Source organism: Streptomyces lunalinharesii, from assembly GCF_039532155.1.
Lineage (GTDB): Bacteria > Actinomycetota > Actinomycetes > Streptomycetales > Streptomycetaceae > Streptomyces > Streptomyces lunalinharesii.
The window spans coordinates 281,125-306,399 of the sequence record NZ_BAAARK010000001.1; the positions used below are offsets into that span (position 1 = coordinate 281,125).

A 25,275-nucleotide genomic window follows, 5' to 3' on the forward strand; every position below is an offset into this window, starting at 1 on the left:
GGTCAGCGGCGGTGCGCACGCTAGATACCCTGGAGCCATGAAGTCGCACCAGACCGCCCAGACGATGAAGCCCGCCACCGCGGCGAAGAAGCTGGGCGTGTACCTCCCGGCCACGCCCGCAGAGTTCCAGGAGGGCGTCGTCTCCCGCACCGAGCTCAACGCCCTCCAGGCGGACCCGCCCGCGTGGCTGCGCGAGCTGCGGGACAACGGCCCCCACCCGCGCCCGGTGGTCGCGGCGAAGCTGGGCGTCTCCATCTCCGGTCTCGCCCGCGGCGGGATCACCGAGGCCCTCACCACCGAGCAGATCGACGCGCTCAAGACGGCGAACCCCGAGTGGCTCCAGAAGGAGCGCGCCACCCAGGCGGAGGTCCGCAAGGAGACGGTCCGCATCAAGGAGAAGAAGCGCACCGAGGACGAGGCGTAACCACTCCGCGACAGCCGGCGACCCCGCCTCCCCGCTGCCCCAGCACCACCGACCGCCCCCGTCGCGCCCGGCGACGGCACCCTCCGCCACGATGAGCACATGCCGACTCCGAAGACCCCGAGGACCCGACCCGTACTCGTCTACGACGGCGACTGCGGCTTCTGCACCACCTCCGTGAACTTCGCCGAACGGCACCTCCGGCCCGGCTGCCGGATCACCGCCTGGCAGTTCACGGACCTGGCGGAACTCGGGGTCACGCAGCAGCGCGCCGAACACGAAGTGTTGTGGATCACTCCGGCGGGGTCGGTCCACGGCGGCGCCCAGGCCGTCGCCAAGCTCCTGCTGAGCGCGGGCGGCCCCTGGGCCGTCGCCGGCGCGGTCCTCACCCTCCCCCCGGTGCGCTGGGTCGCCCACGCGGTCTACCGCGTGATCGCCGACAACCGGCACCGGATGCCCGGCGGCACGCCGGCCTGCGCCCTGCCGGCCAACGACCGTCCGGCGCCGGGCGCTTGACGGCCAGCGGCGGCCACTGACGGCGGGCCGGGCCGTCGGGAATAGACGGCGGCGGCCGGGCCTTGCCCAGACATGACCGCTACCCCGTTCGACCCGCGCGCCCTCCTCGCCGAGAGCCGGCTCGGCGTGCTCGCCACGATCAAGGCGGACGGCCGGCCGCAGCTCTCCCCCGTCATGCCCTTCTACGACCCGGCGACCGACGTCCTGCACGTCTCGATGAGCGAGGGACGCGCCAAGACGGCGAACCTGCGGCGGGACCCGCGGGCCACCCTGGAGGTCACCGGCGCCGACGGCGCCTCCTGGGCCACGGCCGAGGGCACGGCCACGCTCATCGGGCCCGGCACGGACCCGTACGGCCCCGAGGTGGAGGCGCTGGTGCGCTACTACCGCCGCGCCGCCGGCGAGCACCCCGACTGGGACGAGTACCGCGCCGCCATGGTGTCCGAGCGCCGGGTGCTGATGACGATGCCGGTGGCGCACATATACGGCGCCAAGCTGCGCTGATCGGGACGCCGCGCCCGGCGACCGCCGCCGCGCCCGCCCGGGCCGTCCTCGCTTCGCCAGGGTGCTGCCGCCGCGGGGGCGTCGCCATCACGCGCTCGATCCCCTCACCCGTGCGGCGGCCCCGCTGGTCCGCGCGCCGCGGACGGGCCGCCGGCTGACCACCGGGGGCTGTCCCCACCGGGCACGGGCCGGCTGCCCGGATGGCGCGGCGGACCGTGGCGGCGCAGGCTGAGCGGGTCCGGGTTTCCGAGGCGCGGCCGGCGGGCCGCCGCGGGAGGGGTGACGATGCCCGAGCGTCTTCGGCGGTCCCCGCGGGTCCGCGTGCCGTCCGGGACCGGGCGCCGGGGCATCGCGACGGTCGCGGCGGCAGCCTTCGCATTGACGGTGAGCGGGGCGCTGCCCACCCCTCCCGGGCCGGCCCGGGGCTCCGGCGACGTCGTGCGCGAGGGGCTGCGCCGCCTGGTGCGGGACGACCGTTTCCCCGCCGCGCTGGCCACCACCACCGGCCATGACGGCCGCACCGACACCTACGCGGCGGGAGTGGCGGACGTGACGACCGGGGCTCAAGTGCCGGCGGACGGCCAGGTGCGGGCGGGAAGCAACACCAAGGCGTTCACCGCCACGGTCGTCCTGCAACTGGTCGGCGAGGGCAGGATCGCGCTCGACGCACCCCTCGAACGCTACCTGCCGAAGCTGGTGCGCGGCGCCGCCGACGGCCGTCGCATCACGGTCCGTCAGCTCCTGCAACACACCAGCGGACTGCCCAACTACACGGACTTCCTGGGCGACTTCGCCGCGTACCGCCACACCCACCTCACACCGCGCGCCCTGCTCGACCTGGCGCTGGCGCACCGGGCGCCGTTCGCCCCCGGGACGGGCTGGTCGTACAGCAACACCAACTACCTCCTGGCCGGCCTGCTGGTCGAGAAGGTCACCGGCCGGCCGCTGGCCGAACAGCTCACCCAACGGGTCATCGACCGCATCGGACTGCGCCACACCTACGTCCCCGGCGCCGGCGACGAACGCCTCCGGGAGGCCCACCCCGAGGGCTACGTGCCGTCCGGGCCCACGGGAGCGCTGGCGGACGTCACGGAGCTGGACCCCGCCTGGGCCGGAGCCGCCGGAGCGCTCGTCTCCACCCCGGGCGACCTCAACCGCTTCTTCCGCGCGCTGCTCGGCGGCGCGCTGCTGCGCCCCGCCGAGCTGGCCGAGATGCGCCGCACGGTCCCCGCCGACGCCGGTCTGTGGCCCGGCGCCAGGTACGGGCTCGGGCTGATCAGCACGCCGCTGCGGTGCGGCGGCGTGATGTGGGGCCACGGCGGTGACATCCCCGGGTACCGCACGCGGACCGGCGTCACCGTCGACGGCCGGGCCGTCACGGTCGCGGTCACCGCCGACCCCGCGCCCGCCCCCGTAACGCCCGACCACGCACTGTCCCTCCTGGACGCCACCTTGTGCACGAAGCGGTAGGCGGCCCTCCGCACCCCGGCGGTCGCGGCCGGCGCCGCGCATCCCCGGACCGGGTGCACACGCGGTGGACTAATGTGATCGCCAGCCTGTGACCAGGGTTTCTTCAACGGGGGATGCGTGACGTGGACGCCATAGTCTTCAATCTCACGACGGCGGCACTGATGGTGCTGACGTTCAAGTGCGGCCTGCTCCTGGTGGGCGAGGAAACGGTGCGCCGCCGGCCGGTTCCGTGGGCGGCGATCGCGCTGACCGCCGTGGCCGTCGGCGCCGTGGTGCTCCAACTGGCGTGGCCCGGCGCGATGGACGCCCTGGACGCCGATCCGCGCAAGTCCGGCTGGTGGCGGGTGGTGACCTCGGTGTTCCTGCAGAACGGCGGGGTCTTCGGCGGCGCCTGGAACCTCGTCACCCTGGCGGTGATCGCGGCGCTGGCGCAGTGGTTCTGGCGCGGCCCGCTGATGCTGGTGCTGTTCGCCGCGGGCGTGCTGCTGCCCCAACAGATCGACGCGCTCTTCGGCGAGACCGCGCGCAGCACCGACCCGCGCAACTTCGCGGGCAGCTCCGGCGCGACGTACTTCCTGGCCGCCACCCTCGCGGCGGGCCTGTTGCTGACCGCCCCCCGGGCCAAGGAACGGCTGCTGGCACTGGCCGTACCCGCGGGCGGACTCGCGATGTGGCTCGCCCAGGAGAACGGCCACGGCCTCGTGGCCTGCTACGGCTTCGCCCTCGGCGCCGTCCTCCTCCCGCTCGCCCGCCGGCTGCCGCACCCGCCCGTGCCGGCCGCAGGCGTTCCCGGTACGCCCGCGCCGGCGGACGGCCCCGGCGGCACCCCGGCACGGTAGTGGCCACACCTGGGCGACCGTCGGGGGCGGGCAGACCGGCGGTCGGGGCCGCCCTGCGGCGCTGCGCGGAGTGCGGCGGATACGAGTACGGCGGTGCACCGGCCTGTGGTGCCTGTCGCGACCTGGTGGACGGCATCCTGGAAGGTGCGTGGGCCGCGTTCCTGTGCCAGTGGGACCTCGGCGCTGACCACCCGGGAGGGGCGAGCGCCCCGCACGACGAGGAGGTGGCGCTGGCGGAGCTGGTGGTGTCGGAGCCCGACCGGCATGACTGGCGGGTGGTGGACGCCGCGTTCGACCGGCTGGGCTGCTCGACGTGCGGTGGCCGCCTGAGCCGCGGGCCGGTCGGCTGCCCCGCCTGCGACCTGGCGCACGGATTCCGCTACGCCGCGATCGAGACGGACCGGCCCGGCGTCGTCCCGGGCAACGAACACGCCGTCCGGGTCAACGTCTCGGTGGTGCGGCGCCCGCAGTTCAGCTCCGCCGACGAAGTCCTCGCCAGACGCCTGCTGTTGCCGGTCCTCCTGGTGGGCCTGTTGCCCACGACCGCGGCGGCCCAGCGCGTGAACGCCCTCGTCAAGCGGAACCCCCCGGAGCACCGGGCCGCCGTCCTGGAACGGGCCGTCGAGGAGCTGCTCGCGCGCCGACGCACCGACGGCGGGCGCGCCGCCCCGTGAGCCGCGCCGGGACGGGGCGCCACCCGACGTCCCCGCGTCGCTGCGCCGGGCGGGGTGCGTAGGCTCCCCGGAGGGAAAGGAGCACGATCGATGAGTCCGTGGAGTCTGGAGAAGGTGCAGCAGACGGCACCGCCGCTGGTGGACCACTACCGGCAGGCCGGGGTCAGCCTGCGCAAGCACGGGCTGCAGGGGCAGCGGGCCGCGGTGTACCTGGTGCTGGACCGCTCGGGTTCGATGCGGCCGTACTACAAGGACGGCACGATGCAGCACCTCGCCGAGCAGGTCCTGGCCGTCTCCGCGCACCTCGACGACGACGCGGTCGTCCCACTGGTCTTCTTCTCCACCGACGTCGACGGGGTGCACGAGATCAGCCTGGACGCCTACCAGGGCCGGGTGGCCGCCCACCACGAGCAGTTGGGGCACATGGGGCGCACCCACTACGAGGCCGGGATGGACGCCGTACTGGACCACTACCTGGCCTCCGGGGCGAGCGCCCCGGCGCTGGTGGTGTTCCAGACGGACGGCGGCCCCACCAGCCGGACCGCCGCCGAGAAGTGGCTGTGCAAGGCGGCCGCACTGCCGCTGTTCTGGCAGTTCATCGGCTTCGGCGACCCCGACCACCGGGAGTTCGACTTCCTGCGTCGGCTCGACGAACTCCCGGTCCCCGGCCGGCGGGTCGTCGACAACGCCGGCTTCTTCCCCGCCGGCACCGCCCCCCGCGAGCTGCCGGACGCCGCACTCTACGACCGGCTGCTGGGCGAGTTCCCCAGCTGGCTCGCCGCCGCCCGGGACCGCGGCATCCTCGACTAGCTGGCACCCGGCGGCCGTTCCGCTTCCGCGCCGAGGACCGTGGTGAGCCACGGGCGCAGGACCTCTTCCCGTTGCCGCGGGGAAATGTCGGCGAGCGCCTCCAGGTTGAGGAAGTGCCGCGCGATCGTGAGGCCCAGGATGCTGCTGACGGTCAGTGCCGCGCGGAGTTCGGCGTCGCCGTCGTCACTGGTGCGCGCGAGGTTGCGGACCCGCTCGTCGAGGAACTGCTGCATCGTGCGCGTCGCCTCCGGCGCGGTCAGCATCGACCGGACCAGGGCGCGGGTTTCCGGCGGGAGCGCGCCGAGGCGGACGTCGAGGACATCGGCGAGGTGCTCCGCGACGTCGTCGTCGGTGCTGTCGCGATCCAGTCGGATGGCGAGGGCGAAGAGGTCGTCCTTCGAGCCGTAGTGCTGCATGACCAGGGAGGGGTCGACCCCGGCCCGTTGCGCGACGGCGCGCACGGTCGTCCCTTCGAGTCCGTGCTCGCCGAACTCGACCCGAGCTGCTTCGAGGATCCGTCGGGCGGTGGCGGCGCGTTTGGCGGCGCGTGTCATCGGTTCGTCCACACAATTCACTCTACAAGTGTTGAGCGATCCTGTTATGTTCGCTCAACAGAACATGAGCCAAAGGAGCATCGATGCGCGTCATCACCATCGAGGAGCACTGGACCACCCCCGGGCTCGACCGGGCCCTGCGCGCCCAGCCGTTGCCGTTCCGCGACGAGAGCGTGGCGTTGAACGACCGCGGTGACCTCCCCGCCCGGCTGCTCGACGTCGGCGAGCAGCGGATCGCCGCGATGGACGCCGCAGGCGTCGACGTGCAGGTCCTCTCGCTCGCCCCGCCGGGCACGCACGGACTCCCGCCCCGCGAAGCCGTCGCGTTGAGCCGCGAGGCCAACGACCTGGCCAGCGAGGCGGTCGGGCGCCATCCGGCCCGGCTGCGGGCGATGACGACGTTACCGATGTCGGATCCGGACGCCGCCGTGACGGAGCTGGAGCGGACCGCGGGCAGCGCCGCGCACGTCGGGATCATGTCCTACGGTCGCAGCGGCGACCGTCCGCTGGACGACCCCGCCTACGACGCACTCCTGGGCACCGCCGCGGCGTTGGGCCGGCCGGTGTTCCTCCACCCGCAGATCCCGCCGAACGCGGTCCGGGACGCCTCCTACCGCGGCTTCGATCCGACCGTCGAGCTGGCGCTTGCCACCTTCGGCTGGGGTTGGCACCTGGAGGCGGGACTCGCGGCCCTCCGGCTGATCCTGCGCGGCACCTTCGACCGACACCCGGACCTCCAGATCGTCCTGGGGCACTGGGGCGAGATGCTGCTGTTCGCGCTCGATCGCGTCGACAGCCTCTCGCACGTCGCGACCCACCTCGACCGCCGCGTCGCCGACTACTTCCGGACCAACGTCCACCTCGCGACCAGCGGCATGCTGACGCCCCGGCTGCTCCGTCACGCGTTGGACTTCACGAGCGTCGACCGGATCCTGCTCTCCGGCGACTACCCCTTCCACCGCTTCGATGCCGCGACGCTCACCGCGTTCCTCGGCACGCTCGCCGACCCCGAGGACCGGCACAAGATCGCGCACGCCAACGCCGAGGCGCTCTACCGCCTGGAGTCGCCTTCGCCCGGTGCGCACGACGGGCCGGCGCACCTCTTTGAGCGGCCGTGAACGCCGCATCGCGGCAGGCGCCCGCCGGCCGGCACCCCGACCTCCCGATCAGGGGGTGGGCCCGCTCCAGTACGCGTCGTCCCACTGCCCGGCGTCGGGACTGAACTCGACCTCCATCTGGTCGGCGGCGTCGGGCGGCAGGGAGAAGGCGTAGACGCCCACGGCCTTCCGACCGGGCAGCAGGTAGCCGTCGAGGACCTTCTGCCGCCCGCTCCCGTCGATCACCAGCTGCGTCGACGCGCCGTCCGCGTCGTTGACGTCGGGCAGTCCGGTGTTGATGGACGCCCGCTTGCTGCCGGTGTTCTCCACGGTGATGGTGACCTGGACCGCCTTGTTGCCCTTGGCGTGGCCGTTGGCGAAGGCGTCCGGAGTGAACGGCTCCGGCTTGGCGACCGTGACCTTCAGGCCGTCCCCGAAGGCGTACGACTGGCCGAAGGACAGATGGCGTGCCTTCTCGGCAGCGGCAGCCTCCTTCTCGGCCGCCGCGGCCTTCTTGCTCGCCTCGTCGCTGACCTCCCTGACCTCCCGACGGGCGTCATCGACGGCATCCTTGACGATCACCACGGTGAACACCGCGGCGGCCGCCGCCATCACCAACCCGAGGACGCCCGTGAGCACGCCGGCGAGCGCCATGCCCCTCTTGGTGGCCCGACCGGCCCGCACCTGACTGAGCCCGACGCCACCGAAGATCACGGCCAACAGGGCCGGCAACCACGCCAGCCAGAACAGGAAGACGAACAGCCCGAGCACCACACCCACCAGGCCGAGCACCAAGCCGGCGACGGGCATGGCGTTGGTGGGCTGCCGACCCCACGTCGGCGCCGGGTGCGTCGGCGCCGGTGTGGCGGCGTCCTCGGTGACCGGCGGCGCCCACGGGTCGCGCTCCGGCACCTGCGGGCCCGCGGACGGCGAACCGTCCGGGGAGACGGGCGTGGTCATGCAGAGTCCTTCAGCCGTATGCCTGGGTGAATTGTCAGACCATACCAGGGTTTTTACTTTCTCATTACTTCACGTAGGCAGGGGCACGGGACTGCGGCGCGGCCCCCGCACCCGCACCAGCGCAGCCCCACCCAACCCCGTGCCGCCAGTCGAGATCCGGAACGTCAACTACACGACTCCCGGCGCCAGTTGACTCCTCGTCCGCACCACCGAACCGGCGCGACCCGACCCGACGCGACACAGCTCAACGTCGTCCCCGCGAGTTCCCGCCAGACACCCTCAACCGGCCGCCCCGTTCCGGAGCCAACCACGCCCCAGGCGACGACAGAACCAGGGGTGGCAGCGCGGACGCCCCTCCGAGCAGCGGAACCACTTCCCACCGCCAGGCGTGTGAACACATGAACTACCGTACTGCGCGGGGTCCTGACCCATGATCGGCAGGACCCCGCACGCATGAAGCGACAAGGAACCACACTCTTGCTCAACCGAATACGGAACCGTGCCGGCGGATTACAGCGCGCATCGGCAGTCACAGCCCTCGCCGCGGCCATGACGTCGGCCCTCGTGGCCGCCACCCCGGCGAGCGCAGCACCGGTCGCGACGAACGGCCAGGCAGGCCCGCAGGTCGTCTGCACCTCCGCCAAGCCCGGCCTCGCCGACCAACTCACCCATGACATAAGGACGGTGGTGACTGCGCCAGAGGTGACGGGAAGCACCTCGATCGCCCTGTACGACCGGGTCACCAAGACCAGTTGCACCTACGACGCCGACCGACAGCACGACTCGGCCAGCGCCGTCAAAGTCATCGTGCTGGGCGCACTGCTGCGCCAGACCCAGGACGAGCACCGTGCGCTGACGGATGCCGAGCGCACCCTCGCGACAAAGATGATCACCGAGTCCGACAACGACGCCACCACCACGTTGTGGAAGCAGCTCGGTCTCGACCGCATCAGGGAGTTCCTGCGCCTGGCAGACATGCAGCGCACCGTCCCCGATCCGGACGGCTACTGGGGTCTGACCCAGATCAACGCCACCGATCAGCTCACCCTGATGAAGCTCTTCACGGCCTCGAACGCCGTCCTCGTCGACGCCTCCCGGGACTACGCGCTGGACCTGATGAACCAGGTCATCCCCAGTCAGCGCTGGGGGGTACCGGCCGGCGCACCGAGCGGGGCCACGGTCCACGTGAAGAACGGCTGGCTACAGCGCACCGGTGGTGGCTGGCGGGTGCACAGCGTGGGCGCCTTCACAGGTCAGGGCCACGACTACGGGATCGCGGTCCTGACGTCGGACCACGCGAGCATGCAGGCCGGCGTGGACGTGATCGAGAACGTCGCCCGCAAGGTCCACGCGGACCTCAACGGAACCCAGGCGATCACCAGCCAGAAGCTGCGCAGCCGGACCCTGCCCGCCGCCTCCGACGGCTCGCTCGTCCCGGAGAACGACCGGTAGTCCACCTGCCACGCCTCCCGTGAGACCGCGTGGCGCGACGGCCCCGCCAGCCCCCAACAGGCAGCGAATCCGTACGCCCCGGTCCCCCACCTCCTGGTTGGCGTCGACACCGGCGCCAACCAGGAGCGGGGGCATTCACCGGACGGGAGAGGGTACGGGGGCCCTCGGTGGGAAGGCTTCTCCGAGCCGCCCGAACGGCCCCGGCCTCCAGCGCATCGGGGTGGTGCCGAGGTGCGGGACGGACGCGCAGTCGGCAGGGACGGGTGGAGCCGCGTAGGGGTGGCGGCGCGCTCGGCATCGTCATCGGGATACGGGGGGCCGCTCGTGGACGGCGAGGACAGGGACTACGGTCGCCGCAGGATCGAGCGGGAGACGCCGGCGGCGGGCTGCCCCGTTTCGCGTGCGGCGGACGGCAGTTGGCAGGTGCGGGGGTACGACGCGGCCCGCACCGTACTGCGCAGCACCACCACCGTGCAGGCCGGCCTCGGTGTCGAGACCGTCGAGAATCTCCCCTCGCGCATTCGGCGTCCGGTGCTCTACCGGGACGGTCCGGAACACCGTGAGCACCGTCGACAGACCGCCCGCTTCTTCACACCGCGCCGCGTCGACCAGCACTACCGCGACGTCATGGGCCGCGCCACGCGGACCCAGCTGGACCAGCTCGCGGCCACGGGCCGGGCCGCACTGTCCGACCTGGCCTTCAACGTGGCGATCGACGTGGCCTGTGCCGTCATCGGCCTGACCGAGAGCCGGCCCGGCATCAAGCAACGGCTGGAACGCTTCTTCCCCGAGGAGTTCGGGACGCCTGGGCTGCGGAGCCTGCACGGCATCTACTGGATGGTGCGGCAGAACACCAACTGGCTGCGCGTCCACCTGGGCGACGTACGACCCGCAGTGCGAGCCCGCCGCCACAGTCGCCGCGACGACCTCATCTCCCACCTGCTCGACGAGGGCTGCTCGACCACCGAGATCCTCGGTGAATGCCTCACCTTCGCCGCGGCGGGCATGGTGACCACCCGCGAATTCATCAGCGCGGCCGCCTGGCACCTGTTCTCCGACGCCGAACTGTTGACGCACTATCAGGCGGCGGACGAACCAGGCAGGATCGCGGTCCTCCACGAGATCCTTCGTCTCGACCCGGTCATCGGCCGCCTCAGCCGCCGCACCACCGGACCGCTCGACCTGCCCGGCAACGGCGACGAGACCCTGACGGTGCCGACCGGAGAACGCATCGACATCCTCCTCGACCACACCAACCTCGACGAACGGACCGTGGGAGCACGCCCCCAACGCATCCGCCCCGGACGCGCCATGGGCGAGGGTGTCGGTCCCCCCGGCCTGTCCTTCGGCGACGGCCCGCACAAGTGCCCCGGGATGCACATCGCGCTCCTGGAGACGGACATCTTTCTCAGCGGCCTGTTCGCCCTGCCGGGATTGCGGATGGCAACACCACCCACCATCAGCTTCATCGACGGCATCGGAAGCTACGAACTACGCCACTGCCTCGTGGAGGTCGACACGGCCCCTTGACCTGTCTCCACATCCTCACCCCGGGCCAGCCCCCCGGCCTGCCCCGCCTAGCAATGCGGAGTCTCCGGCCTGGGCAGTGCTGATCGTCGCGGCGCCGGCCACCCACTGGGAGGTCGGCGCGCACACGGGCACTCCGGGCACGGTCCGGGCAGAGCGCCTGCCGTGAGACCCACGGGCCCCGGCCATCGCCAGCCGTTTTCACGCCATCGGCAGGGAGGGCGGAGTTCTGCGGGGCCTCCGGTGTCAGTGCTGGGCACTAGTCTCGTTCACCCGGCAAGGAGCCGACGAGCCCAGGGGGAGCACGAGATCGCCATGCCCGAGAACCACACCGGATACCGGATCACCGTCGTCGATGAGGACCCGCTGCGCGCCCGCAAGGAGACGCGCGAACTGCTCACCACGCTAGGCGAGGTGGACTCCACAGCCCGGCTGGACGTGCCCGAACCCGGCAGCCCGGTGGGAGCTGGCGACAAAGGCGGCCCGTCCGCCGAAACCGTCGGGCTGCTGCTGAGCGCCGGTTCGTTCGTCGCGGCGCTGGTGCAGGTGTGGCTGGCGCGGGTCCCTCAGCGCGCCATCGTGGTCAAGCGGCCCGACGGGACGACCCTGCACATCACCGGTAAGGAGGCCCGCGAGGACGACACCCTGATCGAGCGGTTCCTCGCGGACGACGGCGACGACAGCACGACGGCGGGCTGAGCGCCGATGGCCGACAACGACCGGTACGCCCTCCTCGTCGGCGTCTCCACGTACGCCAGCGGGACGTACGCCGACCTCCCGGCCGTACGTGCCGACCTGCACTACATGCGGGCGGTCCTGGAGAACACCGAGATCGGCATGTACAACGAGTGCGCGCTGGCCGCCGAGCCGACGCGCGCGGAGATGTTGCACGCCGTCGAGACGTTCCTGGAGGCACGGCAGCCCAGTGAGACCGCGCTGCTCTACTTCAGCGGGCACGGCGAGTACTGCGAGCAGGACGGCCAGTTGTACTTCCTGACCCGGGACACCGACCCTGCCGACCTGCCAGGCACGGCCGTCCCGGCGGAGTTCCTGGAGCGGATGCTCCAGTCCTGTCGGGCCGCCTCCAAGCTGGTCCTGCTGGACTGCTGTTCCAGCGGTTCCGTCGTCCAGGGGTGGACCGCCAAGGGCCCGGCGGGGGGAGTGTCCCAACCCTCTCCGAGCACCCTGCTGCGGCCAACCGGCGTGTACTTCATCACCGCGTCCGACGCCCTTCAGGCGGCCTCCGCGATGGCGCCGCCCGGGACCGGCCTCGGCACCTCCCGATTCACCGGCGAGATCGTCGAGGGGCTGCGCAACGGCCGGATCAAGGGCGGCGGCTGGATCACTCCGGACGACCTCTTCGACTACCTGACCGCCCAGATGACGCGCGACGGCGTGCCGGAGGAGCAGCGGCCCACCAAGTCCACGATCAGGGCCACCCGGACCCTCCCCTTCGCCCGGTCGGTGGCACGGCCCGTGCGTCTTCCCGCTCCGCCCCACGACGCCGCCGAAGCAGCCCGGCACTCCCCCGCCCTGTTGAAGGCCCAGGGGCTGGCCGAAGCCGACGAACGGGACGGCGTCGACCGGCAGCGGCTGCTGCGGTACTACGCGGACTGCCTGACCGCGCAGGCGGCGGCCGGAATGCGGCCCGACCGGGACGGCGGCCGGGACAACAAGTACTTCCTGCTGGCGCAGGGCGAGGAAACCATCCAGTCGGGCCGCGGACCACACATCGTCGCGCCGGGATCGCTGCCCCGCCCGCAGGACGGGCGCTCCGGCTCGGACGCCGAGGCGGGGAAGCGGCAGGAGTACTGGTACGGCTATCCAGCGATCACTCTGCCCGTGCGGGACGCGAGCCGAGGGCGGCGTGCGACGGTGGAGCTGGCGCCGCTGCTCATCCAGCAGATGGAGCTGGCTCCGGACGAGAACGGCCGGGACGTGCTCCGGCCCAGCGGCGTGCCGTCCCTGCACAGCGGCGTCATCTCGGAACTCCTCGACGCGGGCGACGCCGCCGACCTGGTCGCCCGCTGGCAGCCGGCCTGGCAGGAGGGCAACGACGCCCAGATGCTGCGCGCCATAAGGGAGTTGCTGGAGGAGCTGGGGCTGCCGGAACTCGAACCATTGGACCCGTCCGCGCTCAGCGACCGCACGGTCATGCAGGCGCTGCGGCCCGGCGCCCACAACGCAGCCGTACTGCTGGTGCCTTCGGGTGCGGAAGCCATGGCCACCCAGGCATTGGTGGACAACCTGCTGCAGATCTCAGCCCGGACCGCGCAGATCGCGGGCACCGCCCTGGAGGCGCTGCTGGACGGCGGAGCCCGGCAGGCGCCGGCCACGCCCGCCGCAGCGGCGACCCCCGTGCCAGCCGTCGCCCCGGGGCCGTGCAACGAGAGCCAGGAGCAGGTGATCTCCTCGGCGATGACGCAACCGCTGACGGTGGCGACCGGGCCACCCGGCACGGGCAAGAGCGAGGTCGTCACCGCGGTCGTCACCACCTGCGTCGCCGCAGGACAGTCGGTGCTGGTCGCCTCCACGAACAACGAGGCCGTGAACGTCGTCGCCCAGCGCTGCGACGACATCGCACCCGGTCTGCTGATGCGGACGGGCAACAAGGAGGCGCTGGAGCGGGAAGCTGCCAAGCTGGAACGACTGCTCGCCGAACCCGTCGAAGCACCGCGCCGCGGATCGGCCACCGTGGGCGGCGCGTTGCGCAACCACCGGCAGAGGGCCGACCTACTGCGGGCGGAGGCAGCACACCGGGTTACTGAGGAAGGGCAGCTGCTGGAACTATTCCACGACCGGCAAGAACGCGCTGCTGAGCTGGAGTTGCCCCTCTCCCTCCTCGAAGGGGCCTGGGCGGCGCACGAGGACGGCGTGGCATGCCTGAGGAGGTGGGCGGACAGGGCGCGAAGGACTGCCGGGGCCCGCTGGTTGCAGCTGGGGGCGTGGCGGCGTGGGCGCACGCTGTCCGCAGTGGTCTCGGCAAGTACGGCGGACCCCGAGGGGGCCGGACCGGCTTGGCCGCAGTGGACGACGGAACGACCGGTATCACCCGAGCTGTTGGAGTCCCTTGCGGGCGCCGTGTCCGCGGAGCGGGAGGTGCGGGAGCTCGTCCACAAGCACGGAGAATGGGACGAGGAAGGGCTCAAGGAGTCTCGGCTGGCGGCGGCGGAGACGCTGTCCGGCCTGGCTGCGGAACTGTCCCGCGCGCTGTCCGCGGAGACCCTCGACCGTGCCACCGGGCTCATGAACCAGCGGCTGCAGGCGCTCCGACGCCGATCCGGCTATCAGCGCAGCCAGAAGAACCTGATGACGCACATCAAGGGATGGGCCGTCAGCACCCACTCGGTACGGCAGTTGGAACTCGCCCCGGGGCTGTTCGATCTCGTGGTCATCGACGAGGCCAGCCAGTGTTCCATTCCGTCCGTGCTGCCGCTGCTGTTCCGAGCCCGCCGGGCGCTGATCATCGGTGACCCCATGCAGCTCGGGCACATCCCCGGCGTGTCACCGCAGCAGGAGCGGCAGGCACGGACGCGGGCCGGGCTGAGCGCCGCGCAACTGGAGCACCACCGTCTCACCTACCACGTGCACTCCTCGTACCACGCCGCCGAACAGCACGGCGACAGCGCGCTGCTCCTCGACGAACACTACCGCTGCCACCCCCGGATCGCGGACGTCGTCAACGGGCACTGCTACGGCGGTCGCTTGCGGGTGCTGACCGACGTGCGGCGGCAGGTGCCGGCGCACGACCCGGTGGGAGCGGCAGACCCGGCACCGGTGCTCGGCTGGGTCGACGTGCCGTCCGGGGAATCGGCGCGCGGCGGCGACGGGAGGTCCTGGCGGAACGCGGCGGAGGCGGAAGCCGTGCGGCGCGTGGTCGACGAACTACTGGCAGGGCTCCCGCCGGACGCGACGCTGGGAGTGGTCACCCCGTTCAGGGCGCAGAAAGAGACGCTGGCCCGGATGTGGCCGGACGACGACCGGGTCCGGGTCGGCACCGTCCACACCTTCCAGGGCGGACAACGCGACGTGATGGTGCTCAGCCCGGTGGCGGCGCACAACACACCGCCCCGTACGACGCACTGGGTCGCGAGCCAGGTCAACCTGTGGAACGTCGCCGTCACCCGGGCCAAGTCGCAGCTGATCACGGTGGGCAGCCACCCCTTCTGGCAGGAGCAGAGCGGCTTGCCGGCCCTCCTCGCCGCGCGCTCGGCGCCACTGGGAGCGGACGAGGACGGCATGACGGTCGACGCGGCTCGCAGCCCGGTGACCGAGGCCCGTGAAGACCTCGCAGACCGCCTCCAGCAGTACCTGGCCGAACGAGGCATCACCGACCTGGAGCGAGCCGTACTGGTGGGCGGGCACCCGGTGGACCTGCTCTTCACCGACGCCGGCGAGAACACGGCAGTGCTGATCGACCCCGGCCCGGAGCCCGGCGCCGACCAGGCACGGCACCTTCGGCTCGCCCACGCGCGAGGCGACCTGCTCACAGGGCTGCCGTCCGGAGGTCACGGTGCCAAACCCTGCCCTGTGAGCCGGTGGGTGCGGGTGCCCGCCTGGCGGATCGTGGCGGGCGAGACCGCGCTGGCAGCGCTGTTCGACTGAGCCCTGACAGGCGACCGGGCCCGGGCAATCGGGCCCGACGTCCCCTCAGCCGTCGGCCAAGCTCCGTACGACGTACGTCATGTGCTGGAGGTTTCCCGCCCTGAGCCACTCCGTTGGCCCGCCCACCCCCTCGCTCGTCGAGAGCGGACCGTTCGCGCAGGCGCTCAGCCACTGCTCGCCCTGGCTGGCCCCCGCTCCACGGAACTCGGGCAGTTCAGTGATCCGGCGGGCCGCGTTGCGGTTGACGGCGGTCCGGTCGGGCCCCCGGGTCAGCGTCTTGAACAGGAGGTACGAGCTCTCGGTGGTGTAGCGGAGCACGCCCCAGGGCGGACCGCCTTTCCTCCCGGGTGCCGGGGGCTGCGCGAGGGCACTCGGAGGCTGCACCCCGTAGTCGCCGTAGCCGAGGAACGCCGCATAGGCACGGCCCGTCGCGCGGACCTCGTGCCACATGCGCCATTCTGCTCGAGGCACCTCACACGAACCGTCCACCAACATGTCGCCGGTCACCCGGGGAAGGCCGCCTCCGAGCAGGGCAGCGCTCCGCCAGACCGCCAAGGGCATCAGCGCGTCGAGGGCGCGCAGCGCCTCCTTGCCCGCGTCGGGCCGCTCGTCGAGGACCGCGCCCATGTCGAGCAACAGATCCAGGGAGACTTCCGGACCGGTCCGGGCCAGCAGGCCCCGGACATCCTCCCCGAGGCGACCGTCCCACTCCCCCGCAACCTGCACCCGGACACCCAGCCCCCGTAGGCAGCGTCGGGCCGTCTCCACCGCCGCCCTCTGCTGCGCCTCGGCCCTCTCCGGCCCGGTGACCGGCCGCAACTGGCCGAACTCGTAGTAGGAAAGGAATGCCTCGGTAAGGGCTGCGGCCTGGGCGTCCTCTCCGAAGGGAGCGTCGACCCATCCGCCACGACGGCTCACGGCACTCACCGGACCGACGTACTTGCCGACTTCCGCGGCCAGCATCTCCGGGGCCGTTCCCGGCAACGGCGGCAGGTTCCATAGCGGTCTGCTCGCCGCCCCGACGTCAGGCCACAGCCGCCGACAGACCCCGACTACGTGCGGCCGAGCCGGCAGAACGGGAACATAGAGCGGTCCGGACATCGCGGCTCCCCCTCGGCACCGTCCTTGCGCATCCGCTCCCACTAGGGTCTGCTGGCCACGAAGCATCTGAAAAGAGAGCGGTTTCGGCCGACGTGGCCGATGCGTTCACGTGCGTGATGACGGTGTGACGCAAGTTGTGCCCCTCGGTGGGCTCAATGAACGGACGCTCCGTGTGGACGATGCGACGCCCTCTGTGATCTGCGGCCGTCCTCGAGATCCGACTCGCTGCCACCACCAACTCGACCGATGGTGCAGGCCCCCACGAGAAGTGCGGGTACGCAGTCAGAACCGCGGCCGTCCGCGTGACTGCGGTCGGGTCACCCCAGGAAGGTCAGACGAGCCTGAACGTTCGGATTGTCCACGTCCATATCCGCGCAGTTCCTTTGAGGCAACCGTCAGGACAGTCGACGAGCACGCGTAAATCGACGCGGTTTTCGTTCGGGATGAACAGGTTGTGGGTTCAAAATCCGCAACCCTGACAGAGAAACGCCAGGTCAGGCGCCCGGGAGCCGGTAGGAGCCTGACCTGTTGCTGTACGCCTCAGGCGCGCCCCGGGCGCAGATGGCGGGAGGCTGCCAGGCAGGAGGACAGCCATGTCGCCTCAGAACGGTTGATGATCAGGTCGGCCACTGTGATCAGCCCTTCCATGGCTCCGTCAAGCCGTATCGAATGATCGCCGACCCGTAACATCTCCCAGTCCGCGTCACTGTGCCAGAGCCGAGCGGTCTTGTCGCCACGCCGTTGGGCGAAGACGAGTTCCTCACCGTGCTCGTTCATGAAGTAGCCGACGTAGTCCTTACCGTTGATGGCGCCACCGCAAAGTCTCGCCAGGAGCGGCTCGATCGCGGGAGAGTCGTCGTTCATGCCGTGTGCCCCTCAATTCGGCCGGTGGTCCGCTCGGCCGACGAGAGCGCCAACATCCGCTCCGCAGACTCGAGCAGGGTCTCGTAGGTAATCACTTCTATACGTGCCATGTGCGTGTTGTAGGTCCGCAGCGTGTCTGCGACCTGCTGGGACGTGACCCCCTCACTCACGTACTGCGGATGCCCGATCACCACAGTCGCGGAGGCCCTCCGTGTGTCGACCCCGTACCGCGCCAGGATGGCTTCACGGCCCTCGTCCAAGGTGCGTAGGTAGTTCTGCGTCTGCGAGACCGCGCGGTGGACCGGGGCACCCAGCATGAGTTGGCCGCTGGGGCGGACGACCAGCTTCTCGATGTTGGCGCGTTTGAGTTCCACCACGTGCAAGGAGCCGTCCCCTCGCAGTAGCGGAATGTCGAGAATGGTGTCCGGGGCGTACTGGCGGCGGGCCAACTCAGCCACGAAGGCGCCACCGAAGATCCACTCCTGGTTCGTCAGGCAGGCGTGGAGGGCGCCCTCAGAGCTCTCGGGACGGTCCACTGCGACGCGCAGGGAGGCGAGGCCCGCGCGCCTGGCTCGCAGTTCCAGCAGTTGGGCCAGCATTCCAGCGTCCACGTCTTCCAGGAACTCGCTCACCATCCGGGCGGTCTCAGCGGAGGCTGGCCGGGGCAGATCCCGCAGGATCAGCTCCATGTGCCCGAACTCCTGAAGTCGCTTGAGGAACTTGGTGGGCAGTTGGATTCCGCCCTCGCCGTCTCCGATCCTCAGGTGACCGGTGGACCGGGCGATGCCACGGAACAGAGCGAGGGCGTCGGTGACACCCGCATCGGGGTTCTCGGCACGCAGCGCCTCCAGAGCGGACACGGCTCGATCGGCGCCCATGGCAGCCATCCGCCGCATGAACTCCTCGCTCCGCTGCCGCGCCTTCGCGTCGTAGTAGTTCTCTAGGGTGTCGAGGAAGAGTTTGCCACCCGCGTAGCCCGCGAACCTCTGGAAGCGCTGGGCCAGCGCAAACTCCTCATGGAGCAGGCATGCTTGGGCCGACTCCTCCAGGGCGTCCACCAGTGGTCTTCCCTTGCCGTACGTCCCGCCGAAGCCATCACCCATGATGCGCAGCACAGCGTCGATCCGTTCATGCACGCCGACGTGCTCGGTGAGTTTTCGCGCTTCTTCGACCATGAGCCTGAGCGCCAGACTGGACCGGAATATCGTCATACCGGGACTTTAGGGGCCGGCACTGACAACTACGGGTCGCCGCAGTCAGAGCAGGAGGCCAGGCACCTATAGATCTTCGTAGATGCGCGACTTTCCACAGCTATCTCGGCCGCCCCTACGCCGCTCCAACTGAGAGTGAAGGGCTTGGTCCCGACGTCAGCTGAGCCGACGAGAGCCATCCGAATCTTCTCGCACGCACAGGCGTCGATCCGGCCGTCCTGCTCACCTGAGGCCCTAATGACGATGCACGTCAACACCCCTGCGGAGGGCGGGCCATAGCCTAGACGGAATGGGCGGAATGGGCCCCAGGGCAACCCGTACGACCCTGCACCATGGAAGATGACAAGCGGGCCGACATGGTCGATCCGGTTCACTACAACCGGAAGACCGGCGAGGCGATTCCGACACCCACGCGAACCTCCCGGAAGGCAGCGCTCACCCAATCGGACCGAGGGGGCGGAAGATCACCCCGTGCCTGCAGTAGCCGCTACCCGAGGAACGACAGGCGCACCCGCCGATCCGGATCGTCCACGTTCGTATCCGCGAAGCTCCATTGAGGCGATCACTACATGTACCTCACACGCGTAGCCTGAGGGATCGAGTGGCGGCGGCCCGGACCCGGGATGCGGCTTGCGGCAAACTCATCGTTGCTTTAGATACGGCGCGAGGTGGTGAAGGCGCGTGTGGTAGTCGGGGTGCGTGGACAGGAGCTTTCCCAAGACGCCCGGTCTGCGGCCACGAGCAGGGGTTCCCGTGCCCATCGCAGCCGTTTTACCGCACCCGGACAAGGCAGAAGCCGTCACGGGTCCACCTTCCGGATCCGCCGCCTGCATCATCTGCAACACCTCGGCGAGCATCGGTCCGAAGCCGGCGACTGCTGCATGGTGATCCGCCCGTACTTCGGCCCGGCGGGTCACGGCGGCGAGCAGATACGGTGCAGCGGCCAGCGGCAGAGTGACAAACCAGTACTCCAGTGCGACCAGCAGGACAGCGGCACCCGCGACCAGCAGCAGCACTGCCGCCCAGAAGCCCATGCGCCCATGCCCGATGGCGGTGACAAGTCGGATCACCTTCCGTACAACAGCCCACGCAAGACGTCCCGGAACCCCATACCACTGCCCCAGGAGTGAGGACCAAGCATGGCCGCGGACATGGTGCCCCAGTTCGTGAGCGAGTACCGCGGCAAGCTGGCCATCGGACAGATGGTCCAGCGAAAACCTGGTAACGCCCACGATGTGGCCTGCCGCGGCCAGTGCGTTCAGGTCATCGCTGTCCTCGATCCACAGCTCGTATGCGCGCCCCTCGACACCTGTCCGGGCGGTCACTGCCCGCCACAGAGGTTCCAGCCGGCTCAGTTCCCGTGGCGTGGGATGACGGAGGTTCAGCAGATGGCGGGCGAGGGCTCTCTCCGTGGGCCGGTGGAACGCCATGGCACCCGAAACAAGCCAGAGCAAGCCCCCCAGCCAGACCACGTCCGGGAGCAGAAGCTGAGTGAGCACGACGACGATCGCCAGGCTTGCGAGGAACGAGGGCACTTGCAGCAGCAGTTGGACCATGGCCGTAACATCGATGCCCCGCTGCCGCTTGGCGAGATACACCCGCCCGCGTTGGCCGAAATCCTCGTGCGGCGCACGCTTTCCGGGGCCGGAATCGGATTCGTCCACCGGACCGCCGTCACGGCGGGCGGCACCGTACTGCGTCGCGCTGCCCGGGTACGGCGGCGGGGGCGGAACCGTCTCGTCCGGACAGCGCGGGGACGAAAAGGCCACCTCAGCCGGATAGACCGGAGGTTCGGGCAGGGAGGCGCGGCCGGCGTGGGTCGGTTCGGGAGGAGTGGCCATGGGAGCTTCCTGTCTGGGCGTACGGTCCTGATCGTGACGACGCGGTAAGAGGCGCACCGGTGACGTGCGTTCAGCCGATGAGTTGCGCGATGGGCAGAAGCGCCACTCCTGCGCAATAGGAGCCGAGGCCTGCCCGGATCCACCAGTGTTTGGTGCCCACGATGCGGCTGTTCTGGGCCAGCGCCTCGAGTACCCCGTCGGCCTGGTTTTCCTCTGTGGCAGCGAGCGCTTCTGCGAGCCGACCGTCTTCCGTGGCCCGGCGGATGTCGTCGAAGTACGTCAACGGCTTCCCCGCAGACCACTGGCAGGTGCCGTACCGGGGCAGGACGGCGAGGAGCAGGCACCCCAGTGCACCGGCCAGAGCGGCCATCGCTACCCACAACAGCACGATCCCGGGGACGGAGAGCCCCGATAAAGACCATCCGTGGGCCGCGGCCGGGCCGCCGAGCAGACTCACGGTCATGCTCATGACCCCTAAAAGCAGGGACGCCTTACTGTCCGCACGGGCCGTCTCGGAGCGCAGCTCCGCAAGCAGGCGGGCTCCCGCGGACGGGATATCCGTACCGCTGTTGCTCATCGCTCCTCCTCGGCGCTGATGTCGGACGCCCCGTCCTGCTGCTTCTGGAAGTGCACCGGGGTCCCGGTGGGCCCTGTCCAAGGCAGGAAGTTCGGTGTGGGAGGAGCAGCAGCGATACCGGGCAGGTTGTGAGCGAGGAGCCCCTCCAGGATCTCCACGGCCTGTTTGTTCAGTCCCGCGCGCTGATAGTCCTCCGGATTCCCTTCCTTCAACACCTGCAGAGCGACTTCGGACTGGCTGCGAATCAGGCTCAGTTGGTCCCTCTGGAGGTTTTCCATCACCAGACGTGAATCCTCCGGATGCTCCGCCAGGTGCAGGGCCCACATCGTCACGCCGCCGTGCTGGAGGTGGTACTCGTAGTAGCGGATCTTCTCCGCTTCCAGCCGCCTCGCTTCCTCGTCCTGGCGCCCCTGCAGCATGACCAATTCGTGATCGTGCCGGGCGCGCTCCACATTCCGCTCCGCCATGAGCCGGTCTTCCCGCATTGCCATGTCGTGTGACCTGCTCAGTTGTTCGTCGGCGTACCGGATGCGGCGTAGCTCCCGCCGGTGGGCAATCGCCGCGTCGTCCAGCCTGAGCCGCACGGCACATGACGTGCGCAGCCCGGCTTCGTCCCCCAACTCACCCACACTGGCGAGCACCTGGCACACGGCGTGCTCGGCATCCGCACTCCGGTCAATCGCGAAGCCACGGGTGACCGGGTACATCAGCTGCTCCAGTCGGCGCCTCAGCAGAGCGGGCACGTTCCGTTCCCCGCTGGCCACGAACTTTTGCGGCCGGAAGACTTGCCAGGTCAGCTCCACCTCGGCGGTGAAGTCGAAGGCGTCGTTGTCACTGGGCAGCAGCAGCAACACGGTGCAGTTGTGCACCCCCATGTCGATTTCGTAGACCGCGGTGTACCGCTTGGTGGCGAACAGGGCCCGCGCCGGCCGATGGGGAGGCAGGAAGACCTCGAACTCCCCTTTGTCCGTGGTGAAGAGCAGCGCATTGTCGATCCGGCTGTAACCCCTGCGGTGGTCGAACCGAGACAACTGGCGCACGGTCAATACCGGGTCGACCAACTCGGTGTGCCGGTCCGCTCCCTGGTCCCAGTCGGGCTCGCGGCGGATGTCCACCATGATTCATCTCTCCTCGCTCAACGGTGATCCGGAATTTCGCGACCCGTGGCCGCAGACGAGAGGCGGTGCCTTACAGCACGGCCATCAGACGCTGGGCCACCGGGGACGGGCCACTCCCTCGCCGGTCGCGCAGTGTCCCGAGCATGTGATCGAGGCGCTTACGGTCCTCATCGGATCCGACAAGCGTCGGAAGCAGCATCGCCAGTTCCCGCTCGGCCTGCGGATCGCCATCCGCCTCAAGGACCCATCCGGCCAGGGCCTTCAACGCATCGGCTGTGTACCGCAGATCCCCCAGGGCGGTCTGCCAGAGCAGGACCAGCCACCGTGTCTCCTCGGCCAGGCCCGTTGAGGCGGCTTCCGCGTGCCACCGCAACAACAGGAAGCTGTCAGCGCGCGCACAGGCCAGGACAAACGCGCGCAGCGCCAGGCAACGGCCGGAAGGCCCGTCCCGAAGGAGTTCGACCAGGCCCCGCAGCACCCGGCTGCGCACCGATGCCGATTCGTCGCTCAGCAGTAGCGCGGCGGACTCGGCGATGTGCTGCGCCTCCTGCTCGTCATCCCCGGTGCGAGCGGCTTTCGCCAGCGCCTTCAACGCTTCGCCGGGCATCCTCGGGCCCACCAGGGCGTAGGCCCGGATGGCTGTCCAGCGGAGCCGTGGTCCGGCCTCCTCCTCACACCAGGAACGCAGGATCGACGGGATGTTCGGGGCACCGACGGCGTGCGCCGTCGCGAGGGCGTTGGCGGCGACAAGGCAGTCGCGGTAGAGCTTCGACTTCGCCCAGCCCTCGATGAGCAGGGCCATCGCCGACGGCAGGTCGGTCTGGGCCAGCACCGCGGCGGTCACTGCCGCGCGGGTGCGCACCAGCGGTCGGCCGTCCTGTGCGAGCTTCCGGAGCCACTCGAGCAGAGCAGGCCGCGCGGAGGGGTGGCTCGTCCAGACCTCGCTGAGGACCTCGACCGAGGCTCTGGGCTCCTGGAAGCGGGCCACGCGCTGGCGCACCGGGCCCCACTCGGTGTGTTCCTCCATCCAGTACTCGACAGCTCGGGCCAGGCGCAGACGTTTGGTGATGGACGTCCCGAAGATGCCGACCCTGGGTTCGCTCCCGCCGTCCTCCGTTCTCTGGAAATGCGCGTACAGGGTGTCGCTGAGCTCCGCGGTAAGGGCGTAGGCGGCTTCGTCGAACGCTGCCAGGGAGATGAGGAACGCCTTGTCCCGGAGCTGGGTTTCGTCGCCCCCGAACCACTCCCGGACCTGCTCGCGGACCAGCCTCGGGCCGACGTTCGCCAGTTCCTCCCGAGTAGTCGTGCCGGCCGCGTGATCGGCCAGTGCCGTCGCGAACGCCGCCGCCTCTCGCAACTGGTGGTCGTCCCGGCCGAGGAACTCCTGGGAGATTTCCAGAGCCAGCAGTTGCTGCTCCCTCTGAGGGTCGTCCACAAGGGCGTGCAGGTGTGACCGGAGCACGGCCTGGGGAGACGGCGGCACCCATGGGACGGGGTTGACGCCGCGCAGGGTCGCGAACAGGTCGACGGTGATGACCAGATAGGCGTCCTTCTCGCGAAGGGCGTCCCGCAGGGCCCACAGGTCGATGTCGCGCAGTGGGTTCTCCCTGCCCGTCACCAGGTCGCTCACAAGATAGCCGTGCGACTTGCCATTCACCTCGTCCTTCAGCGCGGTCGGCAGGGTGTTGGGGTCGACGGCGCGTACAGGCACGGCGTCCAGGGAGCGCAGCAGCATCAGGGCGGCGCTGCGGCGGCCGGTGAAGGGCGCGCCGTACAGCACGAGTACCCGCTTCTCGCGCAGCCGGTCGCACAGGGGGTGCACGAGTTCCTCATATCCGGCGAACTCCATCGTAAGTTGGTCGAGTTCGGACGAGGGGATGTCTCCGGAGGTGTGGGTAGTGGCGCCGAAACGGTAGTGGTGCTCCACCTTCGTACCGAGAACGACGTCGCCTACGACGCTGCCCCCGCTGACCCCGGTCTGATCGCCGCCGACCAGGCTGCCGCTGACGGCGGCAGGTACGTGCTCGTACAGCTCACGCCGCGCCGCCCAGGGGTCCTGCGGGCGGTCGTCCTCCACCTCGGTGGGCTCGTCGTTGGTCTGCTCCTGTTGGTCGGCCGCCGGGTCTGTGTCGTCCTGGGAGCGGTCCGTCTGCTTGTCACCAGGCTGCTCGCTCATGCCTGCTCGCTCCGGCCCTCGTGCCGGACAGAGCCCATGACGACGTCCCCGGTGACGTGGCCGCCGCTGACCCCGGTCTGATCGCCGTTGACCTGGCTCCCGCCGACGGACACGGTCCCGCCGTTGAATGCGAAGGCCGCCCCGGTGCTCGCAGGTACTGGAACAGGCGCCGCAGGAGCCTGCCCAGCGGCATCGTTGTGCGTACCCCTGCCGCCGCGCCGGCCGGGCGCGGGTCCCGGGGCAGGGACGGTGGTGCCGTGTGGGAGCGGACCGTGCAGCCACAGGTCGAGCCGGTCCTTCTTCACGGTCACCGCGGCGTGGTGGAACTCCTCCGGGCGCAGTCCGCGGTGTCCGTGGCGGACCACTCCTTCGTAGACGGGGGACGACACCCCCAGCACACAGTCCGCGTCCCGCTGCGCGAGCACTTCGCGCAGGGCGTCGGCATCGAGCAGCCGACAGGACTGGTTGAGGTCGTGGCCGACGAGCCCGCCAACCGTGCCCTGCTTCGGGTCGAAGGCGACTTCCCCTGCGGCCAGTACGATCCGCAGCCGCATCTGGGCACTGCTCGATGCCAGCCGGTTGTACTGGCACAACGCATCCGGGGTGGTCGTCAACAGGGCCCTGAGGAGCACGGTTTTCGGGATGTCGGCGCTGACCAGCACGATCAGGCCGTCCCCGCGGTCCTCGCGGTACTGCATGTTCCTCTCGACACCCGCGTCAGCCAGGGTGTCCTCCACCACGTTGTGCAGTTCCCGGCGCAGGCAGGCCTGCACCACATCGCCCCGTCGGCTGAAGTCTTCGATGTCCAGCAGCAGAATGGTGCGATTGACGGGTTCTGTCAGGGCCAGAGTCATACGTGCCTCTCGGACGGTCGGGCTCGGTCCGGAGCACTATCTCGTGGGGGTCTGACAGTGGAGAAGGAACAGATGCACACAGCGTCTGTAGCCGATGGCACACA

Annotated in this window: 22 protein-coding genes; 12 read left to right on the top strand and 10 right to left on the bottom strand. The window is 70.3% G+C overall.

Features of this window, described 5'->3' with window-relative positions; translation table 11 throughout:
- Nucleotides 1–37: 37 nt before the first annotated feature.
- From ABD385_RS01325 to ABD385_RS01355, 7 genes are all read left to right on the top strand, one after another.
- Nucleotides 38–424, top strand: coding sequence for a DUF5997 family protein (locus ABD385_RS01325; protein WP_344572956.1), 387 nt, complete (start codon nucleotides 38–40; stop codon nucleotides 422–424).
- Nucleotides 425–523: 99 nt separating this feature from the next.
- Entirely contained in the window at nucleotides 524–937 is a 414-nt protein-coding gene (locus ABD385_RS01330; protein WP_344572957.1) for a thiol-disulfide oxidoreductase DCC family protein, read from the top strand.
- Nucleotides 938–1,009: 72 nt separating this feature from the next.
- Entirely contained in the window at nucleotides 1,010–1,441 is a 432-nt protein-coding gene (locus ABD385_RS01335; protein ID WP_344572958.1) for a PPOX class F420-dependent oxidoreductase, read from the top strand.
- A gap of 285 nt (nucleotides 1,442–1,726) precedes the next feature.
- Nucleotides 1,727–2,911: a serine hydrolase domain-containing protein gene (locus ABD385_RS01340; protein WP_344572959.1), complete on the top strand. Its 1,185-nt coding sequence runs from the start codon at nucleotides 1,727–1,729 to the stop codon at nucleotides 2,909–2,911.
- A gap of 113 nt (nucleotides 2,912–3,024) precedes the next feature.
- Entirely contained in the window at nucleotides 3,025–3,750 is a 726-nt protein-coding gene (locus tag ABD385_RS01345; RefSeq protein WP_344572960.1) for a hypothetical protein, read from the top strand.
- 125 nt (nucleotides 3,751–3,875) lie between these two features.
- Entirely contained in the window at nucleotides 3,876–4,424 is a 549-nt protein-coding gene (locus tag ABD385_RS01350; protein ID WP_344572961.1) for a hypothetical protein, read from the top strand.
- Nucleotides 4,425–4,514: 90 nt separating this feature from the next.
- Nucleotides 4,515–5,234: a VWA domain-containing protein gene (locus tag ABD385_RS01355; RefSeq protein ID WP_344572962.1), complete on the top strand. Its 720-nt coding sequence runs from the start codon at nucleotides 4,515–4,517 to the stop codon at nucleotides 5,232–5,234.
- Here ABD385_RS01355 and ABD385_RS01360 read toward each other — a convergent pair.
- On the bottom strand, nucleotides 5,231–5,800 hold the full coding sequence (locus ABD385_RS01360) for a TetR/AcrR family transcriptional regulator (protein ID WP_344572963.1): 570 nt from the start codon (nucleotides 5,798–5,800) through the stop codon (nucleotides 5,231–5,233). The genes ABD385_RS01355 and ABD385_RS01360 overlap by 4 nt on opposite strands.
- 71 nt (nucleotides 5,801–5,871) lie before the next feature.
- Here ABD385_RS01360 and ABD385_RS01365 point away from each other — a divergent pair, with 71 nt between their 5' ends.
- Complete coding sequence (locus ABD385_RS01365; RefSeq protein WP_344572964.1) at nucleotides 5,872–6,906, top strand: amidohydrolase family protein; 1,035 nt, start codon at nucleotides 5,872–5,874, stop codon at nucleotides 6,904–6,906.
- A 48-nt stretch (nucleotides 6,907–6,954) separates the two neighbouring features.
- Here the strand turns inward: ABD385_RS01365 and ABD385_RS01370 are convergent, their stop codons facing one another.
- The gene (locus ABD385_RS01370; protein WP_344572965.1) at nucleotides 6,955–7,845 is read right to left on the bottom strand and encodes a DUF4190 domain-containing protein; all 891 of its coding nucleotides are present in this window, start codon (nucleotides 7,843–7,845) and stop codon (nucleotides 6,955–6,957) included.
- Between the two features lie 549 nt (nucleotides 7,846–8,394).
- On the opposite strand from ABD385_RS01370, the gene ABD385_RS01375 reads away from it, so the two are divergent.
- The 4 genes from ABD385_RS01375 (at nucleotide 8,395) to ABD385_RS01390 (ending at nucleotide 15,429) form a co-directional block, all read left to right on the top strand.
- Complete coding sequence (locus ABD385_RS01375; protein WP_344572966.1) at nucleotides 8,395–9,297, top strand: serine hydrolase; 903 nt, start codon at nucleotides 8,395–8,397, stop codon at nucleotides 9,295–9,297.
- Nucleotides 9,298–9,621: 324 nt separating this feature from the next.
- On the top strand, nucleotides 9,622–10,827 hold the full coding sequence (locus ABD385_RS01380) for a cytochrome P450 (protein WP_425585326.1): 1,206 nt from the start codon (nucleotides 9,622–9,624) through the stop codon (nucleotides 10,825–10,827).
- Between the two features lie 312 nt (nucleotides 10,828–11,139).
- Nucleotides 11,140–11,523 (top strand): effector-associated constant component EACC1, encoded by a 384-nt coding sequence (locus tag ABD385_RS01385; RefSeq protein ID WP_344572967.1) that lies wholly within the window; start codon nucleotides 11,140–11,142, stop codon nucleotides 11,521–11,523.
- 6 nt (nucleotides 11,524–11,529) lie between these two features.
- Entirely contained in the window at nucleotides 11,530–15,429 is a 3,900-nt protein-coding gene (locus ABD385_RS01390) for a caspase, EACC1-associated type (protein ID WP_344572968.1), read from the top strand.
- A gap of 45 nt (nucleotides 15,430–15,474) precedes the next feature.
- Here the strand turns inward: ABD385_RS01390 and ABD385_RS01395 are convergent, their stop codons facing one another.
- The 8 genes from ABD385_RS01395 to ABD385_RS01430 form a co-directional block, all read right to left on the bottom strand.
- Nucleotides 15,475–16,530, bottom strand: coding sequence for a beta family protein (locus tag ABD385_RS01395; RefSeq protein ID WP_344572969.1), 1,056 nt, complete (start codon nucleotides 16,528–16,530; stop codon nucleotides 15,475–15,477).
- Between the two features lie 540 nt (nucleotides 16,531–17,070).
- Nucleotides 17,071–17,394, bottom strand: a complete 324-nt coding sequence (locus ABD385_RS01400) for a hypothetical protein (RefSeq protein ID WP_344572970.1) — start codon at nucleotides 17,392–17,394, stop codon at nucleotides 17,071–17,073.
- Nucleotides 17,391–18,605, bottom strand: a complete 1,215-nt coding sequence (locus ABD385_RS01405) for a Shedu anti-phage system protein SduA domain-containing protein (RefSeq protein ID WP_344572971.1) — start codon at nucleotides 18,603–18,605, stop codon at nucleotides 17,391–17,393. Before ABD385_RS01405 ends, ABD385_RS01400 begins: the two co-directional genes overlap by 4 nt.
- Before the next feature lie 641 nt (nucleotides 18,606–19,246).
- Nucleotides 19,247–20,446: a M48 family metalloprotease gene (locus tag ABD385_RS01410; protein ID WP_344572973.1), complete on the bottom strand. Its 1,200-nt coding sequence runs from the start codon at nucleotides 20,444–20,446 to the stop codon at nucleotides 19,247–19,249.
- Nucleotides 20,447–20,516: 70 nt separating this feature from the next.
- The gene (locus ABD385_RS01415) at nucleotides 20,517–21,023 is read right to left on the bottom strand and encodes a Pycsar system effector family protein (protein WP_344572974.1); all 507 of its coding nucleotides are present in this window, start codon (nucleotides 21,021–21,023) and stop codon (nucleotides 20,517–20,519) included.
- Nucleotides 21,020–22,141: a KIAA2012 family protein gene (locus ABD385_RS01420; RefSeq protein ID WP_344572975.1), complete on the bottom strand. Its 1,122-nt coding sequence runs from the start codon at nucleotides 22,139–22,141 to the stop codon at nucleotides 21,020–21,022. Before ABD385_RS01420 ends, ABD385_RS01415 begins: the two co-directional genes overlap by 4 nt.
- A gap of 70 nt (nucleotides 22,142–22,211) precedes the next feature.
- Complete coding sequence (locus tag ABD385_RS01425; protein WP_344572976.1) at nucleotides 22,212–24,317, bottom strand: hypothetical protein; 2,106 nt, start codon at nucleotides 24,315–24,317, stop codon at nucleotides 22,212–22,214.
- A complete protein-coding gene (locus tag ABD385_RS01430; RefSeq protein WP_344572977.1) occupies nucleotides 24,314–25,171 on the bottom strand; it encodes a hypothetical protein in 858 nt (285 codons plus the stop codon). The genes ABD385_RS01425 and ABD385_RS01430 overlap by 4 nt, the downstream gene beginning before the upstream one ends.
- Between the last annotated feature and the right edge of the window lie 104 nt (nucleotides 25,172–25,275).